Raw genomic sequence first — 23682 nt, forward strand, 5'->3', positions numbered from 1 at the left:
TTCCCCCCTTGTTTACACCCTTTATTGTTTAAGCGATTGGAATATCGGCAGGAGCTCTCCCACAAGCTCCTTGATGGTAATGGTCGACATTAAGTGATCTTCAGCGTGCATGAGCAGTAAGGAAAAGGATGCCCTTTCTCCGCCTGCCTCTTTCTGCACGAGTTGAAAATGGATGTCATGTGCAAGCCGTAAATCTTCTTCCGCTTCTTTCATAAGATCAAAAGAATCTTCTTCTAGACCTTCTCGATATTGTTTTAGAGCCTGAAGCAATTTGCTGCGTGCATTCCCGCTGTGTAAGATCAATTGAAAGCTCACTTGTTCCTCCGTGAGCCCTTCGAGTGTTTTCTTTTCCATCCTTTAAGATTCCCCCATCAATGTAAGTGCCTGTTCATACGCTTTTTGTCCATCGGCAAGCCCGTATGCCTGCATATCAATGACCTCTACCTCAATCCCGTATTTTGTTGCTTCTTTTTGGAGGTCTCCTTTTAAAAAGCTCATTTGCGGTCCGATTAACACAACATCTGCATTCGCCATTTCTTTTTTTGCTTGATCTTGACCAACTGCCCAAATTTCTGCTTCGTCCCCAATTGAATCGGCATGTGCTTTCATCTTTGTCACTAGTAAACTCGTAGACATTCCCGAACTGCATGCTAATAAAATACGTTTCATTTCTCTCACCCCATTGTTGTAATAAAAGCGCTTCCAATTAATATTATATATTTTTATTTTTAAATGTCTAGACATTTAATTTCATTTGTCTGTATTTAATACAAAAAAGAGCGTATTTTACGCTCGTTCAGATTGTTGACAAAGGGCTAAAATGCTTGATTTTAGCCCTTTGTCTTCTTTTCAGCCTGATAGAAAACCTTTGTAGCCCTAGGAAGGACGAGCACAGGAGCGGAGCGAATTTGACCTTCGTGAGCACCGGAGCGCAGACCTGACACCGAATGCGAGGGTTTGTCTACACGCTGAAAGAGCGTATTTTACGCTCTTTGTCTTCATTGTCTTATCCTTTTCCTGCCTGGAACCCAGGATACTTTGTCATGCCGCCGTCTACATATAACGTCAGGCCTGTGACATAGCTCGCCTCTTTTGATGCCAGCCAGACAGCGCATGCTGCCACTTCTTCTGGCTTTCCAATATAGCCGATTGGAATCAGCTCAATCACGCCTTTTTTCAATGCTGGATCATCGAATTTCTCCGCATTAATCGGGGTATCAATAGCGCCAGGTGCAATGCTGTTTACACGGATTTTTTTAGGGGCATATTCAAGCGCCAATGTTTCTGTCAAAAGCTTTGCGCCTCCTTTACTGGCTGCATAATGCACGAAATGAGGCCAAGGGATTTGCTGATGAACCGACGACATATTAATGATCGAGCCTTCTATCCCATGATCTGTCATATACTTCAGTGCATCACGGCATCCTAGAAACATGCCTGTTAAATTGGTAGACATCACTTTGTTCCAATTATCCAGCGTCATTTCGGTAGAAGGTACTTCATTTTCAATGCCTGCGTTATTGATCATCACATCAAGACTGCCAAATGTATCAATGGCTTTATCAATCATCGCCTGCATATCCTCTTCCTTTGATACGTCTCCCTTGATTTTCACAGCCTGTCCGCCATGTTTTTGAATATCTGCAATGGTTTCATCCGGATTTTCTTTATCGGAGAAGTAATTGATCACCACATTGGCTTTTTCTTGTCCAAATCGGCGGGCCATCGCTTGACCAATCCCTGTACCTGCACCTGTAATCAGAACTGTTTTTCCTTCTAAATCTGGATACATTCGTGTAACCTCCTATTTTGTAAAGCCTAGCAGCACACCGCCTGCAATAATCATCAAGCAGCCTGCAATGACAAAGCTTGTTCTAGATGCTTTCTCTTTTAATAAGTAAATGCCGCCTAGTGTTGAGATAACAATCCCTGTTTGTGACATCGAAAAGCTTACGGCTACGCCGATTAATGGAATGGCCAAAAGCAGACCAAGATTTCCTGTTGACCAAACAAGACCGGCAATGATATTTCTAAACGTATATTTACTAAATGGATCCTGCTTTAAACTAATCGCTAAGGATGAAAGCAGCATGCCGACGGATTGCGGGACAAGTGCAGACCAGCCATCAATATCAAACCATCTTAAAATGACGACATATCCGACGTAGCCAACGGTTGAGATGAGCAGAATAATAATCCCTTTTTTAAAATTGCCTCTGCCATCCCCGCCGCCATTCTTTTTTTGACCGAGCGATGTCATCACAACACCTGCAATGATCAGTAAAATGGCGCAAGAACCAATGAGTATGACCGTCATCGTCTGCCATTCTTTGAAGACCATGACACCAAATAGCGTTGTGCTCACAAGCTGCATGCCCGTTGATAAAGGAACCGCTTTAGATACACCGAGAAAAGCAACACTTGAAAGCTGATTCATTTGTCCAATACTCCAGAAGATGCCTGAAATGACGGAAACCGCAAAAATAAGCGGTGTCAGCTCTGGCATTTTGATGAAAAACGCTGCAATCGAAAATAAAAATGCGCCGAGCGTAATGCCGAGGGTTTGCTGATACGCATTCCCGCCTAGTTTGACACTGATGAGAACAATACTTCCCCAAAATATCGCTGGGAGAAGTGCATATAAAATGCCCACTTCTATCCCTACTTTCTTGTCTTTTTTACATAGCATCCCTCTTTTTCACATTTTTAGCCGAAAAGATACAAACAAAAAAACCTTACCAAAGGTAAGGTTTTTCAGTCGTTCTCTATTTATTTCATCCATTCAGTATGGAATACGCCTTCTTTATCTGTGCGCTCATACGTATGTGCACCGAAATAGTCACGCTGTGCTTGAATTAAATTCGCTGGAAGGACAGCTGTGCGATAGCTATCAAAGTAAGCAAGTGCACTTGAGAATGAAGGAACAGGAACTCCTTGTTCCACTGCAAGTGAAATGACTTTACGAAGTGATGATTGATAGTTTTGAGCAATATCCTTAAAGTATGGATCAAGCAATAGGTTTTTCAGTTCAGGATTACGGTCATATGCTTCTTTAATTTGTTGTAAGAAGGCTGCACGAATGATACATCCGCCGCGGAAGATCATCGCAATTTCACCGTATTTTAAATCCCAGTTATATTCATCAGACGCTGCTTTCATTTGCGCAAAGCCTTGTGCGTAAGAGCAGATTTTACTCATGAATAGGGCTTTTCTAACCGCTTCGATCAGCTCTTGTTTATTCTCAGCTGATTGCGCTGGCTCAGGACCTTCGATCAATTGACTTGCTTCCACACGCTCATCTTTCATTGCAGAAATGTAGCGCGCAAAAACAGACTCAGTAATGATTGGAAGCGGGACACCTAGATCAAGTGAGCTTTTGCTTGTCCATTTTCCAGTTCCTTTTTGACCAGCTTTATCTAAGATCACATCCACAAGCGGCTGGTTTGTTTCTTCATCCACTTTTGTGAAAATGTCAGCTGTAATTTCGATTAAATAGCTGTCAAGCTCGCCTTTATTCCACTCTGAGAATACTTCATGAAGCTCCGCTGCTGACAAACCAGCAACATGCTTCAAGATAAAGTATGATTCAGAGATCAATTGCATATCTCCGTACTCGATACCGTTATGAACCATTTTGACATAATGTCCTGCTCCATCTGGGCCGATATACGTTGTACAAGGCTCGCCATCTACTTTCGCAGAGATCGCTTCTAAGATTGGTTTCACTAGCTCATGCGCTTCTTTTTGACCGCCTGGCATGATGGAAGGGCCTTTTAGCGCGCCTTCTTCACCGCCGGAAACACCTGTACCAATGAAGTGAATACCACTCTCTGCAAGCTCTTGGTTACGTCTTTGTGTATCCTTGTAATATGTATTTCCACCATCAATTAAAATGTCACCTTTCTCTAGGTGAGGAAGTAATGATTGAATGGTTGCATCTGTTGCTGCACCAGCTTTTACCATTAAAAGAATTTTACGCGGTGTTTCAAGCGACTGAACAAATTCTTCGATGCTGTATGTGCCAACAACGTTTTTTCCTTCTGCTTCTTGAAGAAACTCTTCTGTTTTGCTGCTAGATCTGTTATAAACGGATACGGAGAAACCGCGGCTTTCAATATTGAGGGCAAGGTTTTTCCCCATAACGGCTAGTCCAACCACACCGATTTGTTGTTTTGACATAATTCTGACGTCCCTTCTAACACACTATATTGATTACTGCTGAAATGATGTACCCTTTGAAATTACCACAACATCACCTCTTTTATCAAGTTTTCAGGCTAGTCATTTCCTCTTTCGTCCTGAAAAAAATCTTTATTAAAACTTGTCCCGCTTGTTTTGCTCTCTTTTTCCTTAATGGTGACCCCTCTTTGCACCAATGACTTTCCATATTTTTCTTTCAGTCCATCTAAAATGGTTTGGAGGGGCTCTTCTTTTGCATCTTCTGTATATGAAAATAAATCAAGCTGTTTAACAGCTGCTTTTCGTTCGACAAGGTCTGTCCCCGTCACACCTAAGAGCCTCACTGGCTGGTCATTCCAATGTTTAAGGAATAACTGCTTTGCCGCTTCAAATATATCTTCCTTTCGATCCGTTGGATTCGTGAGCATGACACTTCGCGTGATATTTTTCCAGCTTGCATACCGAATCATGATGAGCAGCCGGTTCGCCATCACTTCTTTTCTCCTTAACCTTGCACTCACAGATTGTGACAGCTTATCAATTAACGTGACAAGTTCATCTGAATCATCCGAATCATGAGGCAGAGTGGATGAATTGCCGACGGATTTAAATTCGTATATTCTTTCTGGGTCCACGATGCCGTCATGTTCACCATTCGCCTTTTGCTTTAATCTCGGTCCATTAATGCCAAGCAATTCTTTTAGCGTATACTCATTCGCTTTCGCTAAGTCTTCAATAGTATGAATTCCGATTTTTTTTAATTTATCTGCCGTTTTTTGTCCAACCCCGTGCATATCACCAGCAGGGAGCGGCCAGAGCATATTCGGAACATCTCGTTTACGCAATATGGTGATGCCCATTGGCTTTTTCCAATTAGACGCCATTTTCGCTAAAAATTTATTCGGTGCAATGCCGATACTTGAAGGTAGCATCAGCTCCTCTACAAGCCTTGTTTGAATATCATGAGCCGTTTTTACCGCATGCTCGGCATATGGTGTATGCGTTAAATCAATATAGCCCTCATCAATCGATACAGGTTCGACTAAATCACTGTATTCTCTAAGTATTGTAAACATCTCTTGTGAGGAGCTGCGGTATCGGTCAAAGTTCGGTGTGCGGACAATGAGTCCCGGACATAGCCGCTTCGCCTCCCATAAGGGCATCGGGGGCTTCACACCTAGTGCTCTTGCCTCGTAGCTGCACGTCACAACAATCCCTTTACGCTCTTTTGCATTTCCGCTGATGGCTAAAGGTTTCCCCCGCAAAGAAGGATCATACGCCATTTCTACATTGGCATAAAAAGCATTCATGTCTATATGAAAAATAATATTTGACATTGGCATAACCCCATTTTCTTGTCTACCTGTATTTTGATCAGCTGTTTCCTCATATATCAAACATGATGGATCCCTTTTATGCTCAATTATACATTGATTTATTTCATCTTTCCTCAAAAAAACCTTCTCTAAAAAAGAGAAGGTCCAGATTGTTGACAAAGGGCTAAAATGATCTTGATTTTAGCCCTTTGTCTTCTTTTCAGCGTGATCAAAAACCTTGGCAGCCCTAGGAAGGACGAGCATCGGAGCGCAGGACTGACACCAAATGCGAGGGTTTGTCTGCGCGCTGGGTTTCACGTTCATTTACACTTTTTCTTCAAGTATACCATGTTGATATTGAATGTCCTCATATGTGAATACTTCATTTTTTTGATGATATAAATGTTTCACAACCTGTGTGGACTGTTGATTAAAATTCATACTCAAACTTTGATTGGAGTAGTGTCCAGCCGGATCAATATAATACTTGTAATCAATGACTCTTTCTACATCAATTTCAGCGTAAGCAATTCCCTCTGTTTCAGCTGGAACCATATCACTAATCGGTTCCCCATCCGGCCCGTAAATGCACGTATGCCCGCTCTTAAATGTTTCAAAGTAATCTCTTTGCTCCTGCGTTAAGCAAATCATCTCTTTCATTTCTTCCGTATATATAGATGAAGTCATCAGCACAAATGTCTGTGTCGCGATGGCATAATATCTGCTTGAAATTTCATCGTCAAAATAACCTGGCCAAGAGGCTACATGTACCTGCTCATTTTGGGCATTCATCGCCATAAGATCAAGTGGAACTTGATGCTCCCAGCACATTAATCCGCCAAGGTTTCCAATGTCAGTTTGAAACACCGGCATCATACTTCCACTTCCGTCCCCCCAAATGAGTCTTTCTGCAACAGAAGCTCTCATTTTCCGATGTTTTCCAATCAAATCCCCATTCGGATTAAACCAAAGCTGAGCTAAATAGAGAGATCCGCCATCTTTTTCACTGCATGATATACAAACGTACGTTTCATTTCTTTTTGCTGCCTCACTGATCTTTTGAATGGCTAAGCTAGGGATTTCAACTGCATTTTTATATAATTCATGATAGAACTTTCTCGTGTATTCTGGATGACCAATAAAAGCAAACCAAGGATAACCAGGTAAAAATGCTTCTGGGAATGCCACAAGCTTTGCACCATTTGAAGCTGCCTCGTCGATCAGTTCACATGATTTCTCAACGGTTGCTTCCAAATTTAAGTAGACAGGTGCTGCTTGTACCGCAGCTGCTCGAAACTTTGGGTAAATACTTGTCATATTCAAAACCTCCATTTCTTTTTATCCCCCTCATTATAGGATAGGAAATATGAAGTTTGGATGACATTTACTATTTTATACAAAATAAGGAATTTTATTTAATAGAGAAAACACGTGGTTCTGTTAGACATTTAACCATGTGTATAGTACACTGTGAGTAATGAAATGGATGTGATAATCATGATTATTGATACATTCAATGAAGTCTTTTTCCTTGTTGAATTCTTTACGATTATTCTTCCAGCGCTGACGGCCATCGGCATTGCGTTTTTACTAAAAGACTGCCGTATGAACGAACACCTTGGTGGACATCGTTTGGAAGAGTTGGACGCATCTTGCTTGAATCGAACAGACTTTCTGTTTATCATATATGATCGCATTACAACTTGGATTAGTAAAGTCATTCGAATGAAAAGATCATCTAATGATGATGAAGACCATTCGCTTCCTCTCACTAATTAAATTTTTTAATCATGAGGAGGAAACGAATTGAAACGTTTATTGACTGTTTTTACGACTTTATGTTTGATGATGATTGCGTCACCTGCATTTGCAGCGAGTGCGCAAACGAATACGAGCTCTGATGGGTTTTTCCATCATTATTTTGTTCAGCCTTTTTCTGAGCTGATCATTTGGCTTGCGAACTTTTTCCATGATGATTATGGTTTATCCATTATGTTCGTCACCTTGATTGTCCGCCTGCTGATTTTCCCGCTTTTTGCGAATCAATTTAAGAAGCAAAGAGTCATGCAGGAAAAAATGGCACTGGTGAAACCTCAGATTGACCAAATACAAAGCAAATTGAAGAAAACGAAAGATCCTGAAAAACAAAAAGAACTGCAAATGGAAATGATGAAAGTATATAAAGAGAACAATGTGAACCCGCTGGCAATGGGCTGTCTGCCTATGCTGATTCAAATTCCAATTGTTCTTGGCTTTTACTCAGCAATCCGCTCAACACCTGAGATCGCAACTCATACGTTCTTATGGTTTAACTTAGGACAAACCGATTTATTGGTGGCAGTCTTTGCAGGGGCTATGTATTTCTTGCAATTTTATGTCACGCAAAAATATGCGAAGCAATCAGGCACCCAGACAGAGGCTGCGCTGAAGCAAGCGAAAGTAATGGGCATGATTTTCCCAATCATGATGCTGTTTCTTTCAATTAATGCACCCGCTGCTCTTCCTTTATACTGGATGACAAGCGGACTACTACTCACGATACAAACGATTATTTTAAATGTCATGTACCAAAAATCAAAAACGAAAGCTGCGGCTAACGAACAAGCCAAACCAGCTGCTGAATAAAAATAACCCCCTTATCTAAAGATAAGGGGGTTTTCATTATGCCAACTCTTCTTTCAACCGGTCTGGCAATTGATCGAGGTCCTCAATTTTCCCAAGGAACTTATTTGGGTCCACTTGTAAAATCATTTTGTTTTCTCTCTCCACAACGCCGAAGAAATATTCAGAGGCCTTCGTGTTCATATGAAATGGCTTGATCTCGCTCTGCTCGATATCGATGATATCTTTTGCATCTGAGACAAGACAGCCAATCATTTGATCGTTAACTTCAAATAAAAGTACCTTTGACTGCTCGTTCACATCAAGAGGCTTTCCGTGAAGCATCACGCCTGTATCACTGACAGGAATGACCTCTCCTCTTAATGACATCAGGCCTTTAATTTCTTTTGGAAGATTCGATACTTCTTGTAAGTAAGGGACCTTTTCAATCGAACGAATATGCTCTACACTGATGCCAAACTCCTCTTGTCCCACCTGAAAAATAATAATCTTTTGCGTGCTCACAGAGTCTCCTGCCTTTACGATGGATTTGTCGTTTCTTCGATAATGGCGAGAACCATTTCAGCTGTTTTGACTAATTCTTCAATCGGCATTTTCTCATTTTTCGTATGAATATCTTCATATCCAACAGCTAGGTTGACAGTTGGGACGCCGTTGCCTGCAATGACGTTTGCATCACTGCCTCCGCCGCTCGTCTGCAGTTCTGAAGGACGGCCAATTTTTGCTGCCGCTTTTTTCGCCACTTCTACGACTTGATCGCCGTGTGAGAATTTGAAGCCTGGATACATGATGTCAATTTGTACATCGGCACTTCCGCCCATTTCTTTAGCGGTTTTTTCAAAGGCTTCTTTCATCTTCGCTACTTGAGCTTCCATTTTTGCTGGTTCTAAAGAGCGTGCTTCCGCCAAAATATCGACTTGATCGCACACAATATTCGTTTGTGTTCCGCCTTCAAAACGGCCGATATTCGCCGTTGTTTCTTCATCAATCCGGCCAAGCGGCATGCTGGCAATTGCTTTTGATGCAATGGTAATCGCAGACACACCTTTTTCTGGCGCGACACCTGCGTGAGCAGTTTTTCCGTAAATCGTTGCGCGTACTTTTGCCTGTGTTGGTGCAGCTACGATAATCGTACCAACCTTGCCATCTGAATCAAGGGCATAGCCGTATTTCGCTGTCATCAAATTCGGATCTAACGCTTTTGCTCCAACAAGTCCTGATTCTTCACCTGCTGTGATCACAAATTCAATTGTTCCATGCGGTAAATTTTTCTCTTTCAGCACGCGGATCGCCTCAAACATAGCAGCAAGTCCTGTTTTATCGTCAGCGCCAAGAATGGTTGTTCCATCTGTTTTCACATAGCCGTCCTCAATGACTGGTTTTACGCCATTCCCCGGTACAACTGTATCCATATGAGAAGTGAAATAAATCGTACCTGCCTCTTGATTTCCTTCTAATGTGCAGACAAGGTTGCCTGCGCCGTGGCCTGTTACCGCTTTTGAATCGTCTTCAACCACTTTTAGACCAAGCTGCGAGAATTTTTCTTTTAGGACTTCAACAATTTTCTCTTCGTGTTTTGTTTCTGAATCAATCTGAACTAATTCTAAAAATTCATCTAGTAAGCGTTTTTCATTGATCATAATGATGCTCCTCCTCTTATAGCGGCATGTTGCCATGCTTTTTTAACGGTCTATCTTCTTCCTTACTGCGAAGCACATCAAATGAGCGGATCAATCGCTCTCTCGTTTCAGCCGGCATGAAAATATCGTCTATCAGACCTGCCTGAGCCGCTTTCCATACACTTGGTTTGTTCTCAGTCTCGCGCGAAGCAGGATGAACGATTTCGTCTGCGAACGTTTTCCCCATGACATCAATTTCGGCCTCTGGCCATGCATAAACAAAGTCAGCGCCTAAGCCCTTGCTATTCATCGCGACATATGCACCGCCAAACGCCTTTCTTAAAATCACAGTGATTTTTGGAACGGTTGCTTCAGCGTACGCATATAAAAGCTTTGCACCGTGGCGGATAATTCCCGCATGCTCGGCTTTCTCCCCTGGTAAAAAACCAGGAACGTCCACAAGGGTTAAGATCGGAATATGAAATGCATCGCAAAATCGAATAAACCTGGCCGCTTTATCGGCCGCGTCAAGATCAAGGCTGCCTGCCAGCACCTTTGGCTGATTGGCAACAACACCAATGGAAGCTCCTTGTAGTCTGGCAAAACCAGTGACAATATTTTTTGAGAAACAAGGCTGCGTTTCAAAGAATGAGTCTGGATCGGTTATCGCTGTCACCACTTGTTTGACATCATAGGTGCGTGATGGATCCTTTGGCAAATTGCTGCCTGGATCAGCGGTATCTTGCTTTCGTGCTTCAGCCTGCATGACAGCCTGTTGTTTCGTTGGTATGTACGTTAAAAGAGTTCGAACCGCTTTTAACACGTCCTTCTCATCTTCCCCAGTATAGTGAACATTTCCGCTTGTCTGATGCTGTACACTTGCACCGCCAAGACGGTCAGGACAGACCGTTTCTCCTGTTGCCTTTTCTATTACTTTCGGACCAGTTAAAAACATATGAGCTGTTTGCTCTGTCATGAAGACAAAATCAGTCAATGCAGGAGAATAGACTGCACCTCCAGCACATGAACCTAAAATAACAGATATTTGCGGGATTAGACCAGAGTACAGCACATTCCGTTTAAAAATCTGTCCGTATCCTTCTAATGATACCACACCCTCTTGAATTCTCGCACCACCTGAGTCTTTTAGACCGATGACCGGCATCTGATGCTTAGCTGCCAGATCCATTAAAGAGGTAATTTTTTTGGCATGCATTTCGCCTAATGAGCCCCCATATACGGTTGCATCTTGTGCATAAACACAAACGGGCTTACCGTGAATGAGTCCCGTGCCAATGACGACGCCGTCACCAACATGCTCTGACAGACCGCCTGTTGCAAATGACTGAATTTCCATCAAGCTGCCCTCGTCAAGAAGTTCGTGCAGTCGCTCTCGAACCGTCAGCTTTCCTTTGCTTCTGTGAGCTGCTGCTCGTTTTTCGCCGCCGCCCATTAACGCTTTCTTCCGCCATTCGGACAAGTCATTGAACGATTCATTCATCGCTATGTTTCTCTCCTTTCAAGGACCCGCACAATTCAAATAACACACCTGACGTTTCTTTAGGTGAAATAAATGCAATCTGCTTTCCGCCGGCGCCCATCTGTGCTGTTTTTTGGAGAAGCTCCACGCCAAGGTGATCGAGACGGCTAAGATCCATTTGAATGTCATCTGACTTTAACGCAATATGATGGAGCCCCTCTCCTCTTTTTGTTAAAAAGGTATGTAGTTTACTGCGGGCTGAGATGGGCTCAATTAATTCAATGTGCAGATCATCAAGTAAAGCGAAGGACGCTTTAATCTCCTGCTCAGGAATCTCTTGTATGTCTGAAAAATGCCAGTTAAATAGCTGATGAAGCGTTTGAGATGTTTCTTTAATAGAAAAGACGGCAATGGCAATATGATCGATTTGGTTCATCCGTTCACTTCCTTTGCTGATCACTTGTCGCATATGAAAAAACCAGATAAAATAAAGACAAGTGCGCTTGTCGCAAAAATCTTCGGTTATAGGGGTGCGATATGTCTCAAAAATTCATGAAATTTATGGTATTGCTTATGATTAGCCTGCTGTTAGTTTCTTCACTTTTAGCAGGAGCAGCAGCCTTTTTATAAGGTTTGAATAAAAGCAGACAAGCAGGTGATTCGCGATATCAACGAATGGCCTGTTTGTCTTTGGCAAGTTTTTCAAAGGAATCGTTTGAGGTTGTAATCCATACCTTTGTACCAATTGGAAGCTGATCAAACAATAGCTCTACATCTTGATTATGAAGCCTTACACAGCCTGCTGTGATAAATTTCCCAATCGAAGTTTCGTCACTCGTTCCGTGAATTCCGTAGGTTCTGCCATCTGTTCCTCGTGCATCAAATCCAATCCATCTTCGCCCAAGAGGATTATTCTTCGCACCGCCTTCAATATTCTTTCTTCTGTAATAGGGATCTTTCGCTTTGATCATAATCGTAAATTCACCTTCTGGCGTTAAATCTGCTGTTTTTCCTGTAGAGGCAGGATATACTTTTTGAATTTTCCCTTGATCAATAAAGGCAAGTTCATTTGTTTGTTTATTAATAATGACAAATGGGTCACCTGGCAGCGGGTTTTGTCCAAGCGGCCAGATTGGTGAAAGGGACATGGTCAGTACGGTATAAAATAAAAGACGCATAGGCTCCTCCTTTTTCATTAGATTGACCAATGAAGGAGGAACTCATGCGTCTCTATTCTTTCATCCCTTTAAAATAGCTTTTCAGTACTAAATATTGTTCCATTTCACCGAGGAAATGAAAGAGTGCCGCTCTTGCCTCAAATTCTTCTCGTGTTTGCGGGAGCGGAAGTGCATCGAACTCTTCTTTCATATCAATGAGACGTCTTAAAAACTTATGCGCTGTGTTCCCTGGGTGAATATGTTCGCGTAAGTCTCTAATGTATTCTGCAATGATTTGTCCATGCTCCGTTGTGACGGAAATCGACGTAATTTTAGGCAGCACACGCTCAATGATTTCAAATTGCTTTTGTCTCATGTTGAAATAATGATAGTACAGGTTTTCATGTCTTAATACATGGTTTTCAACATCACGATATGCGAGAGCTTTTGCTTCTTTAATCAATTGATGTGTCTCTGGTATTTCTTTTCCTGTCCAGTCTTGTTTCCCTGTCATTAAGTATTGCTCGATTTCCTCAAAGATTTTAGCAAAGTTGGCTTCAATCTGTTCGCTGTAGCGTTTGAGTTTTTTATCAACACTTGGCATATAGAGGTTCATAATCAGCGCTACCCCAACACCAATGGTAATCAGCAGCAGTTCATTCCAGATGAGATGCAGGGTAATCCCGCCAGACATGTATAAATGGAGGATGATGACTGAACTTGTGACAATCCCTTCTTTAATTCGAAGCAGAACCGTTGTCGGAATAAAGACAAGCAGCATCAAACCGATCACAAAAGGATGATACCCAATCAGATCGAAAAATAAATAAGAAAATAAAATGGCAAGACTGCAAGCTGCAAAGCGGGCCCCCGATGCTAACAGGGATCTTTTCTTTGTCACCTGAATACAAAGGATCGTAATAATCCCGGCAGCTGAATAATTTTGCAAGCCAAGCAATTGTGCAATATAAATAGCGATCGCTGTTCCTAATGCTGTTTTCAGCGTTCGGTAGCCGATTTTAAACATGATGTGATTCACTCTTTTCTGTCTTGTTTCCATTCACTTTTGTGAAATGATGAACTTTTTTTACTTTCCCCATTATAATCAAAAAAAGAAGGAGATGTTAAGTCTCCTTCTCTTTTTCTTTATAATATTTTTTGTAAGAAGTCTTGCGCACGCTGTGAAGACGGTGATTCAAAAAATTGTACAGGGTTTGCATCCTCTACAATTTTCCCATCATCCATAAAGATCACGCGGTCAGCCACTTCTTTTGCAAAGCCCATTTCATGTGTGACGATGACGAGTGTCATTCCAGATTGAGCCAGCTCTTTCATGACCTCTAATACTTCCTTGACCATTTCTGGATCTAGGGCTGACGTTGGTTCGTCAAACAGCATAATGTCTGGTGTCATCGCAAGCGCACGCGCAATCGCCACACGCTGCTTTTGACCGCCGGACAAACGGTTCGGGAAATCATCTTTTTTCTCTAAAAGCCCTACCTTTTTGAGCAGGTCTTCAGCTTGTTTGATGCTGTCTTCCTTCGATTGATTCTTCACATTCATTGGCGCATACGTGATATTTTCCAGCACCGTTTTATGCGGGAACAGATGGAAATGCTGAAATACCATTCCGATGTTCTCACGCACTTTTAGTGCATTCGTTTTTGGGTTGGTGATTTCGGTGTCCTTAATCGTAATGACACCAGAAGTCGGCTTTTCAAGTAAATTGATGCAGCGAAGGAACGTCGATTTTCCTGAACCAGATGGTCCAATGACCGCAACAACTTCTCCTTCTTTAATGGTGGTGTCGATCCCCTTTAACACTTCATTTTTACCAAAAGATTTTGTGAGTTTCTCTATTTTAATCATTTGATTTTAACTTCCTTTCCACCGATTTGCCGACAAAGGTGAGAACAAGCACGATGACATAATAGATAAGACCCGCAAAAATAAGCGGTTCAAGATAATTATACGTAACGGCCCCTGCTTGATAGGCTCGTCTCATGACATCCCCCAGTCCGATGACTGTTACAATCGCTGATTCTTTTGTCAGTGTAATCGTCTCATTCACAAGTGCAGGTGAAATATTTTTAAACGCCTGCGGAAGCAATAAGTCCTTCATCATTTTAGCATAAGGGATGCCTAAAGCAACGGCCGCTTCTTTTTGACCTTTATCAATGGCATTAATACCCGCACGAATAATTTCAGATACGTATGCCGCCGAGTTGAGTGAAAATGCCGCTACAGCAGCCCAGTATTGGTCGATTTGAAACCCAAGAAGCTGAGGCAGACCAAAATAAATAATGAGCAATTGAAGCACAAGCGGTGTGCCTCGGAAAATTGACGTATAAAAATCTGCAAGCCAAATGAGCGGTTTAAACACACTAATTTTACAAAGCGTTAATAAAATTCCTAAGATAAATCCAAGTAAAAGGGACACCAATACTATAGAAAGCGTGACCTTAAGTCCTTCTAGAATAAAGGGCATCTGAGGTATTACATCTTTAAAATCAAACATGACATTCTCCTTTTTTCTGCCTTCATACAAAACAGGAAAAAAGTTCAACATGAGTTGAACTTTTCAGCGCTTTTCTACTTGATTTTCTTGAATGACGCTGATCCTTTTCCTGACTTACTTTTCATCAGCAAACCATTTTTTAATTAATTTATCAAGTTCGCCATTATCTTTCATTTCATTTAATGATTTATTAAATTTCGCTGTTAAGTCGCTATTTTTCTTGAATGCAATGGCTGAACCTTCGTTTGAGCTGTTCAATCCAAATGCTTGGAAGTCTTTTTCCTTTTTCAAGTAACCAGCAGCTACTTTATCTTCAATAATGGCTGCATCAAAACGGCCTGCTTTAATCTCTTGAATGATATCAGAAATTTTATTACGGTCTTCAACTGTTAGATTATATTTCTTTTGCAGTCCATTTGCTTCATCCTGTTGAATAGAACCTAATTGAACGCCGACTGTTTTGTCTTTTAAATCTTTCTCTGCCTTAATACCGCTAGATTTCTTTGATACAACCAAGTTTTTAGCATTGTAATAAACATCAGAGAAATCAACTTGCTTTTTACGTTTTTCTGTAGGTGTCATCCCTGCAAGGACAATATCAGCTTTGTTTGTTTTGAGGGCTGATACAAGGCTAGCAAAGTCCATATCTTGAATTTCTAGCTTGTAGCCGTTCTTTTTCGCTAGTGCTGTTGCAAGATCTACATCAAAACCGACAATTTTATCTCCGTCTTTTGATTCAAATGGCGGATAATCTGCTGATGTCGCCATCACGAGTGTCTTGTCATCTCCTGATGCGTTTGAATTATTAGAAGAAGTTCCGCATGCCGCGAGTGCAGCTGCAAGACCAGCTGTCATAAGTAATAATAACCACTTTTTCATATGATGATGCCTCCCAGTATTTAAAATCATGTATTGATTTGAATATTTATTCACTATAATGTATTTTAAACACTTTCTTTTTAAGATGCAATAGTATTTTGCTAAAATTATTTTGATTCTATTGTCTTATAAAACAAAAAGCAGACCGATCTAAAGACCGGACTGCTTTATATTTATTCATTCAAACGTCATATGTTAGATTTCTTCGCAATGCTCATCAAAAGCGGCTTGTAGTTTTGACACGACTTCCATTGGCTCATGCCCTTCAATTTCATGACGCTCGACCATTTTAATGATTTTTCCATCTTTTAATAAGGCAAAGGATGGTGAAGATGGCGGGAAGCCTTCAAAGTATTCACGAGCTCTTGCTGTTGCCTCTTTGTCCTGCCCAGCAAACACTGTCAGCAATTGATCTGGACGCTTATCGTAATGAACAGAATAGCCGGCAGCTGGTCTTGCAATACCGCCTGCACAGCCGCATACTGAATTCACCATGACAAGTGCCGTCCCTTTTTTAGTCAGTGCTTCGTCTACTTCTTCAGCTGACGTGAGCTCAGTGTAGCCTGCCTGCTTAATTTCTTCTCTCGCTTGTTTCACAATATCATTCATAAATAAATTAAAATCAATATTCATGTCCGTCCACTCCTTTTGCGTACCATAACCATTTTAACTCCATCATATCAAGGAAAACGCCTGCGGGCAAATGTGTTGTCTTATCCGCCGCCTCTTTTTCCGAACCTCGTTTATGAGCTGTCAAATTGGGGAAAAGTGATGATAAAGAGATGAAAGGGAGAACTGCGTGATGGCACAATTCAAAAAAGCGATGCTCATTTATAATGGAAATGCTGGACAAAAAAACATGGAAAAAACACTCGGTCAAACAGTGCCTCTTCTTTCACTACATATTGATGAACTCATTTTGAAACCAACAAAACAGCCAAATGATGCTTATGATTTCTGCCGTCAAATTGATGAGACGGTGGAATTGCTCATCATATTAGGCGGAGACGGGACCGTGCATGAATGCATGAACGGCATAGGCGATTTAGAAAAAAGGCCCGCTGTAGCGATATTACCAGGCGGGACATGCAATGATTTTTCTAGAACACTAGGTATTCCTCAACAAATGCAAAAAGCCGCTCAAATGATTGTAGACGGCAAAGAGAAAAAGGTCGACTTAATCAAAGCAGAAGATCGATACGTGTTAAACTTTTGGGGAATTGGGCTGATCGCAGACACGTCCAACAATATTAATGACAAAGAAAAAGCCGTACTTGGCAAAATCAGCTACTTCACAAGTGCTCTGCGCACCCTGCAGCAAACAGATCCTTTTCACGTACGCATTGAGACCGAAGAGGAAAGCTGGGTAGAGGAAGCTGTCATCGTTCTTGTCATGAATGGACATTTTATCGGTACAAATAAAATTGATTTGCCTCATGCAGCCATTGATGATGGAAAAGCTGAAATCTTAATTTGCAGAAATACGAGTTTCTCTGCTTTAAAAGAAATCTTCTCAATGAACCGGGAAGAGCTGGAGGATTTCACCGGTGATCTGTCTCTCATTCAAGCGTCCAGTATTCATATCCACACAAAAGAGGAAATGGATGCTGATACAGATGGTGAGGTTTATATGACGGCCCCCTCTTTTTTAGAAGTGTTAAAACATCATTTGACCTTTATTGTTCCAGCAGAATAAAAAAACGCCCGATATCATTTTGATTCGGGCGTTTTTTTGATATAGCGTCTGTATAAATATTCAAGTGCATATCCGAGCAGCGTCCCGGCGAGAAGTGATATTCCTAAAAAGCTATTGGCTGCTCCTTTAAACCCGCCGACAATCAGCAGACAGTACACGATTTGAATGATTGAAACGATCGATATGATAAGCAGTAATCGTTCAGGATGATTGCGTGATTTAGAAATGTATCGCAGAAAAGCGAAGGCAATCGCTGTGATAAACATGAGACCAATCGTGAGAAAAGCAAAAAAATCTAGTCCAGACATATCATCGCTCCTTTCTCCTAGATGTGGAAATCCCCCTCTCATGCCGGGAGGGGGAAAATAATGTTTTAATAAACAGATGTCTGCTCGTCGATACCTTCAAGGATTTGTTTAATTCGTTGAAGAAATCTGCCGCATACAAGACCATCTAGTACTCTGTGATCTAATGAGAGACAAAGATTGACCATGTCTCTTGCCGCAATCATTCCGTTTACGATCATTGGACGCTTCACGATCGATTCTACTTGTAAAATCGCCGCTTGCGGATAATTAATGATTCCCATTGATTGTACCGAACCAAATGATCCCGTGTTGTTGACAGTGAAAGTACCGCCTTCCATATCACTTTGCTTGAGCGTTCCTTGTCTCACCTTAAACGCAAGCTCATGAATTTCTTTGGCAATGCCCTTAATGGTCTTTTCATCCGCATCCTTAATGACTGGAACAAAAAGCGCGTCATCTGTAGCGACAGCAATCGAAACATTGATTGCTTTCTTCTGCACAATCTTATCTCCGGCCCACATACTGTTCATTTCAGGGAATTCCTTTAAGGCCTGAGCCACTGCTTTGACAAAGAACGCAAAGAACGTCAAGTTAAAGCCTTCTTTTGCTTTAAACTGATCCTTCAGCTGATTTCTTCTTGTCACTAGATTTGTCACATCGACTTCCATCATCGTCCATGCATGCGGAATTTCATGTTTGCTTCTCAGCATATTGGCGGCAATTGCCTGACGGATCGGCGTGACTGGCAGCTCAACATCACCAGGCATAGAAGGGACAGCAGGCGCCGCTTTTGCTTTAGATGACTGCGCAGGCTCCGGTTGAACGGCACGTTCATTGACAGGTGCTGTCTTCTCTTTGACGCCGCCGTTTTCAATAAGCTGCAGCAAATCTTTTCTAGTAATTCGGCCGCCAGCTCCCGTACCTTGAACAGCCGCTAAATCAATGCCATGCTCATCTGCTAAACGAAGAACGGCTGGAGAATAACGTTTCTTTTGACTTTGATTCTCATTTGTTTGATCTGCTTCAGGCGTTTCGCTTAGCTCAGGTGCTTCTTCTTCTTTCACGCTCTGCTGCTCGCTTCCTTCGACTTCAATTTCACAGAACACTTCTCCTACTTGCAGCGTTTCGCCTTCCTCAGCCGATAGCTTTGTAATCGTTCCTGTAAAAGATGACGGGACTTCTGCGTTCACTTTATCCGTCATGACTTCCGCAATCGGATCGTATTTATTCACATGATCGCCAGGTGAAACGAGCCATTTGCTAATGGTTCCTTCTGTTACACTTTCACCTAGCTGAGGCATTTTCATTTGTTCAATTGCCACTTTGAAACCCTCCTCTTTCTTAAAACGCCGCCAGCTTTCTCATTTCAGCTTCTACCTTATCCGGGTTGACCATGAAGAATTTCTCCATTGTCGGCGCATAAGGCATTGCCGGAATATCTGGTCCTGCCAGGCGTTTGATTGGTGCGTCTAAATCAAATAAGCAATGCTCCGAAATGATCGCCGCAACCTCACTCATGATGCTGCCTTCTTTTGTATCTTCCGTTAACAGAAGCACTTTCCCTGTTTTAGAAGCCGCTTCTATAATCGCTTCCTGATCAAGCGGGTACACTGTTCTCAAATCGAGAATATGAGCGGAAATGCCGTCTTTTGCAAGGCGGTCTGCTGCTTGCAGCGCAAAATGGACACAAAGGCCATATGTAATGACCGTGATATCATCGCCTTCACGTTTCACATCTGCTTTTCCAATCGGTAGAGTGTAATCCTCTTCAGGCACTTCTCCTTTAATCAGGCGGTATGCACGTTTATGTTCAAAGAACAATACAGGATCTGGATCACGCACTGCAGCCTTTAGAAGACCTTTGACATCATAAGGTGTAGAAGGCATCACAATCTTCAAACCTGGCTGGTTAGCAAAAATGGCTTCGACCGATTGTGAATGATAAAGCGCCCCGTGTACTCCGCCCCCATAAGGTGCGCGGATGACCATTGGACAGCTCCAATCATTATTTGAACGGTATCTAATTTTTGCAGCCTCTGAAATGATTTGGTTGATTGCAGGCATAATAAAATCCGCAAATTGCATTTCTGCAATTGGGCGCATTCCATACATCGCTGCCCCAATACCTACACCCGCAATGGCTGATTCTGCAAGAGGTGTATCCATGACGCGCGCTTCTCCAAATTGCTCGTAAAGACCCGCTGTCGCTTTAAATACGCCGCCTTTTTTCCCGACATCCTCTCCGAGCACAAACACTTTCGGATCTCGCTCCATTTCTTCTTTCATCGCCAGTGTAATGGCGTCTATATATGACATAACAGGCATTTTTCTTCCCCCTTACTCCGCATACACGTAACGAAGTGCGCTTTCTGCCTCAGCATAAGCTGCGTTTTCCGCTTCATCAGTAGCTTCGTTTACGATTTGCATGATTTCTTTTGTCATCTCTTCTTTCATTTCAGAAGTCATGACCTTTCCTTCGATTAAATACGTTTCATATTGGATGAGCGGATCTTTCTTTCTTGCTTCGAGCACTTCTTCTTTTTCTCGATAGCTTGAATCATCGTCATCACTTGAATGCGCAGTTAAACGGTAAGAGATTGTTTCAATCAATGTCGGACCTTCACCTCTAGCCGCACGGTCTCTCGCTTCTTTGACAGCGGCATATACTTCAAGCGGATCATTTCCATCAACAGTTACGCCAGGCATCCCATATCCAACCGCACGATCTGAAATGCGTTCACAGGCTACTTGTTTGTCATATGGCACGGAAATCGCATACTTATTGTTTTCACACATGAAAATAACAGGCAGTTTATGCACAGCAGCAAAGTTTGCGCCTTCATGGAAATCACCTTGGTTTGATGAGCCTTCACCGAACGTGACAAAGCTGACAAAGTTTTTCTGCTCTAATCGTCCAGCAAGGGCAATTCCCACCGCGTGAGGAACCTGCGTTGTGACAGGTGACGACCCAGTCACAATTCGATTTGCTCTTTGCCCAAAATGCCCTGGCATTTGTCTTCCGCCTGAGTTTGGATCGTCTTGTTTTGCGAAACCAGACATCATTAAATCTTTTGCTGTCATCCCAAAAGCAAGGACAACCCCCATATCACGATAGTAAGGTAAGACGTAATCTTCTTCTCTATTAAGAGCAAATGCAGCGCCGACTTGCTGCGCTTCCTGCCCTTGACAAGAAATGACGAATGGAATTTTCCCGGAACGGTTTAAAAGCCACATCCGTTCATCGATTTTTCTTGCTAGAAGCATTGTTCTGTATATATCAATTGCTTGTTCATCTGATAATCCTAATTCCTGATGACGCATGTTACTCATCATGTTTCCCTCCTTGATTAAAAATGGATCGCCTTCCCGTCAACAGCAAGGGCTGCCTCGCCAATCGCCTCTGATAAGGTCGGATGCGGGTGTATCGTCTGCCCCACTTCCCACGGGGTTGCATCAAGTACTTTGGCTAATCCAGCTTCAGATATCATATCTGTTACATGAGGACCAATCATATGAATTCCTAAAATATCATCTGTCTTTTGATCGGCAATGATTTTGACGAATCCATCAGACTCCCCGTACACAAGCGCTTTTCCAATCGCCATAAATGGAAATTTCCCTATTTTGACTTCAAAGCCCTGCTCTTTTGCCGCCTGTTCAGTGAGTCCAACACTAGCGGTTTCTGGGTGAGAGTAAACACATTTAGATACGAGCGTTTCATCGAGCGGCTTTGGATCTTTCCCAGCCATATGTTCAACAGCAATCATACCTTCGTGAGAAGCCACATGTGCCAGCTGAAGCCCGCCGATGACATCTCCTATTGCGTAAATATGCGATTCTTTCGTTTGATAATGTTCATTCACGACAATGCCTTGTTTTTCGGTTTGGATGTCCGTGTTTTCAAGACCTATGCCTTCGATATTAGGTACTCTGCCGACTGAAAGAAGGAGTTTTTCCGCTTCAAACGTCTGAATGTCTCCATCCTTTTCCGCTTGAATTGTCAAGAGATTTCCCTGCTTTTCTACGCTATCTGGCAGTACCTTCGCATTTGTCACAAAAGTGATGCCTTTTTTAGATAATAGCTTTTCCATTTCTTTAGAAATGTCATGATCCTCTGTTGGCAAAATGCGGTCTGCAAACTCAAGCACAGTGACGTTCACACCAAAATCATTGAGCATGGAAGCCCACTCGATTCCGATCACTCCGCCCCCCACAATCAGCATTGACTGCGGAAGCTCTGGCAGTTCAAGTGCATCATCTGAAGTGAGGATGTGTGTTCCATCTGCTTCAAGCCCTGGCAGCACACGCGGTCTTGATCCTGTCGCGATGATGACCTGCTTTGGAATGAGCATTTCATTTTCCTCTCCATTTGCCATTTCTACGGAGATCGTTCCTGACATTGGCGAAAAGATAGACGGGCCAAGAATACGGCCGATCCCTTCATATACATCAATTTTTCCTTGTTTCATTAAATGTTTGACGCCGCCTGCTAGTTTTTCGACGATCTCTGTTTTTCTTTTCTGCACATTGGCAAATTGCAAGGCAACGCCGCCTGCCTCAACACCAAAATCAGCTGCGTGTTTGACGGTTTGATAAACTTCTGCACTTCTGAGCAGCGCTTTAGACGGGATGCAGCCTTTATGAAGACATGTTCCGCCGAGCTTTTCTTTTTCTACAACTGCTGTTTTCAATCCAAGCTGTGAGGCACGGATGGCCGCTACATAGCCGCCTGTGCCTCCACCCAGAATGACGAGGTCATATTCAGTTGCCATGACTTGTCACTCCTTTCTTTTCCTGTTGATCATTTGGGTATTCTTTCGGTGATTCTTCTTCTTTTAAAATACGAAGCGCACCTTCTGCTAACGATTGCAGCTCATTTTCACCTGGATACACGACAACATCTGAAATCCAGTCAATATAACCGCGAATACTTGACGTAATTTGTTTGCTGTACGCAAGGCCGCCTGTTAATACAATGACGTCAACTGCTCCTTTTAAGACAGCGCTAGCCGCACCGATTTCCTTGGCAATCTGATAGCACATTGCTTCATAAATGAGCGCTGCCCGCTCATCACCCGCTTCAATCATGCGTTCCACTTTCACAGCGTCTGTCGTGCCAAGATAGCCCGCAAGCCCGCCTTCACCAATAATGCGTTTGAGCATTTCTTCTTGGGTATACTCCCCCGAAAAACAAAGATTCACAAGATCACCTGTCGGCAGGGTTCCCGCACGCTCTGGGCTGAAAGGACCTTCGCCATGCAGACCGTTATTCACATCGATGACTTTTCCTTTTTCATGAACACCAATGGTGATACCGCCGCCCATATGAGTAATAATCATGTTCAAATCTTCGTAACTTTTTCCAAAAGAAGCCGCTGTTTTTCTTGCGACTGCTTTTTGATTTAATGCATGAAAGATGCTTTTTCTTTCGATCGTTGGCAGCCCTGAAATACGAGCAATTGGTTTTAGTTCATCCACTACAACTGGATCGACAATAAAGGCTGGGATATTCAGGCCAAGTGCAATTTCCCTCGCGATGATTCCACCGAGATTGGATGCGTGCTGGCCGGCATATCCTTCTTTTAGGTCTTCCACCATTTGCTCATTGACTTCATATGTGCCTCCTTCAATCGGACGAAGGAGACCGCCGCGCGCGCAAACTGCATCAAACTTTGAGATGTTCATCCCCTGTTCATGCAGTGTTTTCAATATGGTTTCTTTACGGAATGAAAATTGATCAATGATATGAGGAAACTGCTTTAATTCCTCATCTGTATGTCTTAGTGTCGTTTCAAAAATAGAACGTTCATTGTGAAACACACCGATTTTTGTTGAAGTAGAGCCAGGATTAATCGTGAGAATACGCCATTCTTTTGTCAGCAAAAACAAAACCTCCGTTTCAACTCAT

The 23682-nt window shown here is 42.4% G+C and carries 27 protein-coding genes; 4 read left to right on the top strand and 23 right to left on the bottom strand.

Annotation, left to right across the window (positions count from 1 at the left end; all coding sequences use genetic code 11):
• Nucleotides 1–21 precede the first annotated feature (21 nt).
• The 7 genes from AAYR28_RS10970 to AAYR28_RS11000 all read right to left on the bottom strand — a co-directional run bounded on the left by AAYR28_RS10970 (nucleotide 22) and on the right by AAYR28_RS11000 (nucleotide 6812).
• The gene (locus tag AAYR28_RS10970) at nucleotides 22–354 is read right to left on the bottom strand and encodes a PTS lactose/cellobiose transporter subunit IIA (protein WP_120208176.1); all 333 of its coding nucleotides are present in this window, start codon (nucleotides 352–354) and stop codon (nucleotides 22–24) included.
• 3 nt (nucleotides 355–357) lie between these two features.
• Nucleotides 358–669: a PTS sugar transporter subunit IIB gene (locus AAYR28_RS10975; RefSeq protein WP_024422905.1), complete on the bottom strand. Its 312-nt coding sequence runs from the start codon at nucleotides 667–669 to the stop codon at nucleotides 358–360.
• Nucleotides 670–1006: 337 nt separating this feature from the next.
• The gene (locus tag AAYR28_RS10980; RefSeq protein ID WP_120208178.1) at nucleotides 1007–1792 is read right to left on the bottom strand and encodes an SDR family oxidoreductase; all 786 of its coding nucleotides are present in this window, start codon (nucleotides 1790–1792) and stop codon (nucleotides 1007–1009) included.
• A 12-nt stretch (nucleotides 1793–1804) separates the two neighbouring features.
• On the bottom strand, nucleotides 1805–2653 hold the full coding sequence (locus tag AAYR28_RS10985; RefSeq protein WP_034280777.1) for a GRP family sugar transporter: 849 nt from the start codon (nucleotides 2651–2653) through the stop codon (nucleotides 1805–1807).
• A 116-nt stretch (nucleotides 2654–2769) separates the two neighbouring features.
• Nucleotides 2770–4179 carry an NADP-dependent phosphogluconate dehydrogenase gene (gene gndA, locus AAYR28_RS10990; protein WP_034280291.1) on the bottom strand — a complete coding sequence of 470 codons (1410 nt, stop codon included), beginning with the start codon at nucleotides 4177–4179 and terminating at the stop codon, nucleotides 2770–2772.
• Between the two features lie 98 nt (nucleotides 4180–4277).
• Nucleotides 4278–5522 (bottom strand): DNA polymerase IV, encoded by a 1245-nt coding sequence (locus AAYR28_RS10995; RefSeq protein WP_046312288.1) that lies wholly within the window; start codon nucleotides 5520–5522, stop codon nucleotides 4278–4280.
• Between the two features lie 297 nt (nucleotides 5523–5819).
• Nucleotides 5820–6812 carry a carbon-nitrogen hydrolase family protein gene (locus AAYR28_RS11000; protein ID WP_284381691.1) on the bottom strand — a complete coding sequence of 331 codons (993 nt, stop codon included), beginning with the start codon at nucleotides 6810–6812 and terminating at the stop codon, nucleotides 5820–5822.
• A 180-nt stretch (nucleotides 6813–6992) separates the two neighbouring features.
• Here AAYR28_RS11000 and AAYR28_RS11005 point away from each other — a divergent pair, with 180 nt between their 5' ends.
• Nucleotides 6993–7274, top strand: coding sequence for a hypothetical protein (locus AAYR28_RS11005; protein ID WP_024422910.1), 282 nt, complete (start codon nucleotides 6993–6995; stop codon nucleotides 7272–7274).
• Between the two features lie 27 nt (nucleotides 7275–7301).
• Nucleotides 7302–8120, top strand: a complete 819-nt coding sequence (locus AAYR28_RS11010) for a membrane protein insertase YidC (RefSeq protein ID WP_025093006.1) — start codon at nucleotides 7302–7304, stop codon at nucleotides 8118–8120.
• Nucleotides 8121–8156: 36 nt separating this feature from the next.
• Here the strand turns inward: AAYR28_RS11010 and AAYR28_RS11015 are convergent, their stop codons facing one another.
• Genes AAYR28_RS11015 through mce form a run of 4 tightly spaced genes read right to left on the bottom strand, consistent with a single transcriptional unit; the run spans nucleotide 8157 to nucleotide 11652 of the window.
• A complete protein-coding gene (locus AAYR28_RS11015) occupies nucleotides 8157–8621 on the bottom strand; it encodes a chemotaxis protein CheW (protein ID WP_024422912.1) in 465 nt (154 codons plus the stop codon).
• Nucleotides 8622–8635: 14 nt separating this feature from the next.
• The gene (locus AAYR28_RS11020; RefSeq protein ID WP_120208180.1) at nucleotides 8636–9757 is read right to left on the bottom strand and encodes a M20/M25/M40 family metallo-hydrolase; all 1122 of its coding nucleotides are present in this window, start codon (nucleotides 9755–9757) and stop codon (nucleotides 8636–8638) included.
• Between the two features lie 16 nt (nucleotides 9758–9773).
• Complete coding sequence (locus AAYR28_RS11025; protein WP_120208182.1) at nucleotides 9774–11237, bottom strand: acyl-CoA carboxylase subunit beta; 1464 nt, start codon at nucleotides 11235–11237, stop codon at nucleotides 9774–9776.
• Nucleotides 11230–11652 carry a methylmalonyl-CoA epimerase gene (mce, locus tag AAYR28_RS11030; RefSeq protein WP_120208184.1) on the bottom strand — a complete coding sequence of 141 codons (423 nt, stop codon included), beginning with the start codon at nucleotides 11650–11652 and terminating at the stop codon, nucleotides 11230–11232. Before mce ends, AAYR28_RS11025 begins: the two co-directional genes overlap by 8 nt.
• Nucleotides 11653–11753: 101 nt before the next feature.
• Between mce and prli42 the strand changes: the two genes are divergently transcribed.
• Nucleotides 11754–11846 carry a stressosome-associated protein Prli42 gene (gene prli42, locus AAYR28_RS11035; RefSeq protein ID WP_149126490.1) on the top strand — a complete coding sequence of 31 codons (93 nt, stop codon included), beginning with the start codon at nucleotides 11754–11756 and terminating at the stop codon, nucleotides 11844–11846.
• Between the two features lie 38 nt (nucleotides 11847–11884).
• Here the strand turns inward: prli42 and AAYR28_RS11040 are convergent, their stop codons facing one another.
• From AAYR28_RS11040 to AAYR28_RS11065, 6 genes are all read right to left on the bottom strand, one after another.
• Nucleotides 11885–12394: a L,D-transpeptidase gene (locus tag AAYR28_RS11040; protein ID WP_120208186.1), complete on the bottom strand. Its 510-nt coding sequence runs from the start codon at nucleotides 12392–12394 to the stop codon at nucleotides 11885–11887.
• 52 nt (nucleotides 12395–12446) lie between these two features.
• Nucleotides 12447–13400 (bottom strand): aromatic acid exporter family protein, encoded by a 954-nt coding sequence (locus tag AAYR28_RS11045; protein WP_024422917.1) that lies wholly within the window; start codon nucleotides 13398–13400, stop codon nucleotides 12447–12449.
• 119 nt (nucleotides 13401–13519) lie between these two features.
• The gene (locus AAYR28_RS11050; protein ID WP_034280282.1) at nucleotides 13520–14242 is read right to left on the bottom strand and encodes an amino acid ABC transporter ATP-binding protein; all 723 of its coding nucleotides are present in this window, start codon (nucleotides 14240–14242) and stop codon (nucleotides 13520–13522) included.
• Nucleotides 14235–14891, bottom strand: coding sequence for an amino acid ABC transporter permease (locus AAYR28_RS11055; RefSeq protein ID WP_046312293.1), 657 nt, complete (start codon nucleotides 14889–14891; stop codon nucleotides 14235–14237). The genes AAYR28_RS11050 and AAYR28_RS11055 overlap by 8 nt, the downstream gene beginning before the upstream one ends.
• 114 nt (nucleotides 14892–15005) lie before the next feature.
• Complete coding sequence (locus AAYR28_RS11060) at nucleotides 15006–15770, bottom strand: transporter substrate-binding domain-containing protein (protein ID WP_041086095.1); 765 nt, start codon at nucleotides 15768–15770, stop codon at nucleotides 15006–15008.
• 195 nt (nucleotides 15771–15965) lie between these two features.
• Nucleotides 15966–16403, bottom strand: a complete 438-nt coding sequence (locus AAYR28_RS11065) for a BrxA/BrxB family bacilliredoxin (protein ID WP_024428021.1) — start codon at nucleotides 16401–16403, stop codon at nucleotides 15966–15968.
• 169 nt (nucleotides 16404–16572) lie between these two features.
• Here AAYR28_RS11065 and AAYR28_RS11070 point away from each other — a divergent pair, with 169 nt between their 5' ends.
• Nucleotides 16573–17466, top strand: coding sequence for a YegS/Rv2252/BmrU family lipid kinase (locus tag AAYR28_RS11070; RefSeq protein ID WP_120208188.1), 894 nt, complete (start codon nucleotides 16573–16575; stop codon nucleotides 17464–17466).
• A 14-nt stretch (nucleotides 17467–17480) separates the two neighbouring features.
• Here the strand turns inward: AAYR28_RS11070 and AAYR28_RS11075 are convergent, their stop codons facing one another.
• The 6 genes from AAYR28_RS11075 to buk all read right to left on the bottom strand — a co-directional run bounded on the left by AAYR28_RS11075 (nucleotide 17481) and on the right by buk (nucleotide 23657).
• The gene (locus AAYR28_RS11075; RefSeq protein WP_024428019.1) at nucleotides 17481–17774 is read right to left on the bottom strand and encodes a YesK family protein; all 294 of its coding nucleotides are present in this window, start codon (nucleotides 17772–17774) and stop codon (nucleotides 17481–17483) included.
• Nucleotides 17775–17839: 65 nt separating this feature from the next.
• Nucleotides 17840–19096, bottom strand: a complete 1257-nt coding sequence (locus AAYR28_RS11080; protein WP_120208190.1) for a dihydrolipoamide acetyltransferase family protein — start codon at nucleotides 19094–19096, stop codon at nucleotides 17840–17842.
• Between the two features lie 19 nt (nucleotides 19097–19115).
• Entirely contained in the window at nucleotides 19116–20099 is a 984-nt protein-coding gene (locus AAYR28_RS11085) for an alpha-ketoacid dehydrogenase subunit beta (protein ID WP_120208192.1), read from the bottom strand.
• Between the two features lie 12 nt (nucleotides 20100–20111).
• Nucleotides 20112–21104 carry a thiamine pyrophosphate-dependent dehydrogenase E1 component subunit alpha gene (locus AAYR28_RS11090; protein WP_034280276.1) on the bottom strand — a complete coding sequence of 331 codons (993 nt, stop codon included), beginning with the start codon at nucleotides 21102–21104 and terminating at the stop codon, nucleotides 20112–20114.
• Nucleotides 21105–21121: 17 nt separating this feature from the next.
• Nucleotides 21122–22546 (bottom strand): dihydrolipoyl dehydrogenase, encoded by a 1425-nt coding sequence (gene lpdA / locus AAYR28_RS11095; protein ID WP_120208194.1) that lies wholly within the window; start codon nucleotides 22544–22546, stop codon nucleotides 21122–21124.
• A complete protein-coding gene (gene buk / locus AAYR28_RS11100; protein ID WP_070326509.1) occupies nucleotides 22536–23657 on the bottom strand; it encodes a butyrate kinase in 1122 nt (373 codons plus the stop codon). Before buk ends, lpdA begins: the two co-directional genes overlap by 11 nt.
• Between the last annotated feature and the right edge of the window lie 25 nt (nucleotides 23658–23682).

The organism is Bacillus safensis (genome assembly GCF_039619585.1).
Lineage (GTDB): Bacteria > Bacillota > Bacilli > Bacillales > Bacillaceae > Bacillus > Bacillus safensis.

What these genes read in the sequence shown, in the direction of transcription:
- AAYR28_RS10970 (WP_120208176.1), bottom strand. Translation starts at nt 354, where the DNA reads ATGGAAAAGAAAACACTCGAAGGGCTCACGGAGGAACAAGTGAGCTTT.
- AAYR28_RS10975 (WP_024422905.1), bottom strand. Translation starts at nt 669, where the DNA reads ATGAAACGTATTTTATTAGCATGCAGTTCGGGAATGTCTACGAGTTTA.
- AAYR28_RS10980 (WP_120208178.1), bottom strand. Translation starts at nt 1,792, where the DNA reads ATGTATCCAGATTTAGAAGGAAAAACAGTTCTGATTACAGGTGCAGGT.
- gndA (WP_034280291.1), bottom strand. Translation starts at nt 4,179, where the DNA reads ATGTCAAAACAACAAATCGGTGTGGTTGGACTAGCCGTTATGGGGAAA.
- AAYR28_RS10995 (WP_046312288.1), bottom strand. Translation starts at nt 5,522, where the DNA reads ATGCCAATGTCAAATATTATTTTTCATATAGACATGAATGCTTTTTAT.
- AAYR28_RS11000 (WP_284381691.1), bottom strand. Translation starts at nt 6,812, where the DNA reads ATGACAAGTATTTACCCAAAGTTTCGAGCAGCTGCGGTACAAGCAGCA.
- AAYR28_RS11005 (WP_024422910.1), top strand. Translation starts at nt 6,993, where the DNA reads ATGATTATTGATACATTCAATGAAGTCTTTTTCCTTGTTGAATTCTTT.
- AAYR28_RS11020 (WP_120208180.1), bottom strand. Translation starts at nt 9,757, where the DNA reads ATGATCAATGAAAAACGCTTACTAGATGAATTTTTAGAATTAGTTCAG.
- AAYR28_RS11025 (WP_120208182.1), bottom strand. Translation starts at nt 11,237, where the DNA reads ATGAATGAATCGTTCAATGACTTGTCCGAATGGCGGAAGAAAGCGTTA.
- mce (WP_120208184.1), bottom strand. Translation starts at nt 11,652, where the DNA reads ATGAACCAAATCGATCATATTGCCATTGCCGTCTTTTCTATTAAAGAA.
- prli42 (WP_149126490.1), top strand. Translation starts at nt 11,754, where the DNA reads ATGTCTCAAAAATTCATGAAATTTATGGTATTGCTTATGATTAGCCTG.
- AAYR28_RS11040 (WP_120208186.1), bottom strand. Translation starts at nt 12,394, where the DNA reads ATGCGTCTTTTATTTTATACCGTACTGACCATGTCCCTTTCACCAATC.
- AAYR28_RS11045 (WP_024422917.1), bottom strand. Translation starts at nt 13,400, where the DNA reads ATGTTTAAAATCGGCTACCGAACGCTGAAAACAGCATTAGGAACAGCG.
- AAYR28_RS11050 (WP_034280282.1), bottom strand. Translation starts at nt 14,242, where the DNA reads ATGATTAAAATAGAGAAACTCACAAAATCTTTTGGTAAAAATGAAGTG.
- AAYR28_RS11055 (WP_046312293.1), bottom strand. Translation starts at nt 14,891, where the DNA reads ATGTTTGATTTTAAAGATGTAATACCTCAGATGCCCTTTATTCTAGAA.
- AAYR28_RS11060 (WP_041086095.1), bottom strand. Translation starts at nt 15,770, where the DNA reads ATGAAAAAGTGGTTATTATTACTTATGACAGCTGGTCTTGCAGCTGCA.
- AAYR28_RS11065 (WP_024428021.1), bottom strand. Translation starts at nt 16,403, where the DNA reads ATGAATATTGATTTTAATTTATTTATGAATGATATTGTGAAACAAGCG.
- AAYR28_RS11070 (WP_120208188.1), top strand. Translation starts at nt 16,573, where the DNA reads ATGGCACAATTCAAAAAAGCGATGCTCATTTATAATGGAAATGCTGGA.
- AAYR28_RS11075 (WP_024428019.1), bottom strand. Translation starts at nt 17,774, where the DNA reads ATGTCTGGACTAGATTTTTTTGCTTTTCTCACGATTGGTCTCATGTTT.
- AAYR28_RS11085 (WP_120208192.1), bottom strand. Translation starts at nt 20,099, where the DNA reads ATGCCTGTTATGTCATATATAGACGCCATTACACTGGCGATGAAAGAA.
- AAYR28_RS11090 (WP_034280276.1), bottom strand. Translation starts at nt 21,104, where the DNA reads ATGAGTAACATGCGTCATCAGGAATTAGGATTATCAGATGAACAAGCA.
- lpdA (WP_120208194.1), bottom strand. Translation starts at nt 22,546, where the DNA reads ATGGCAACTGAATATGACCTCGTCATTCTGGGTGGAGGCACAGGCGGC.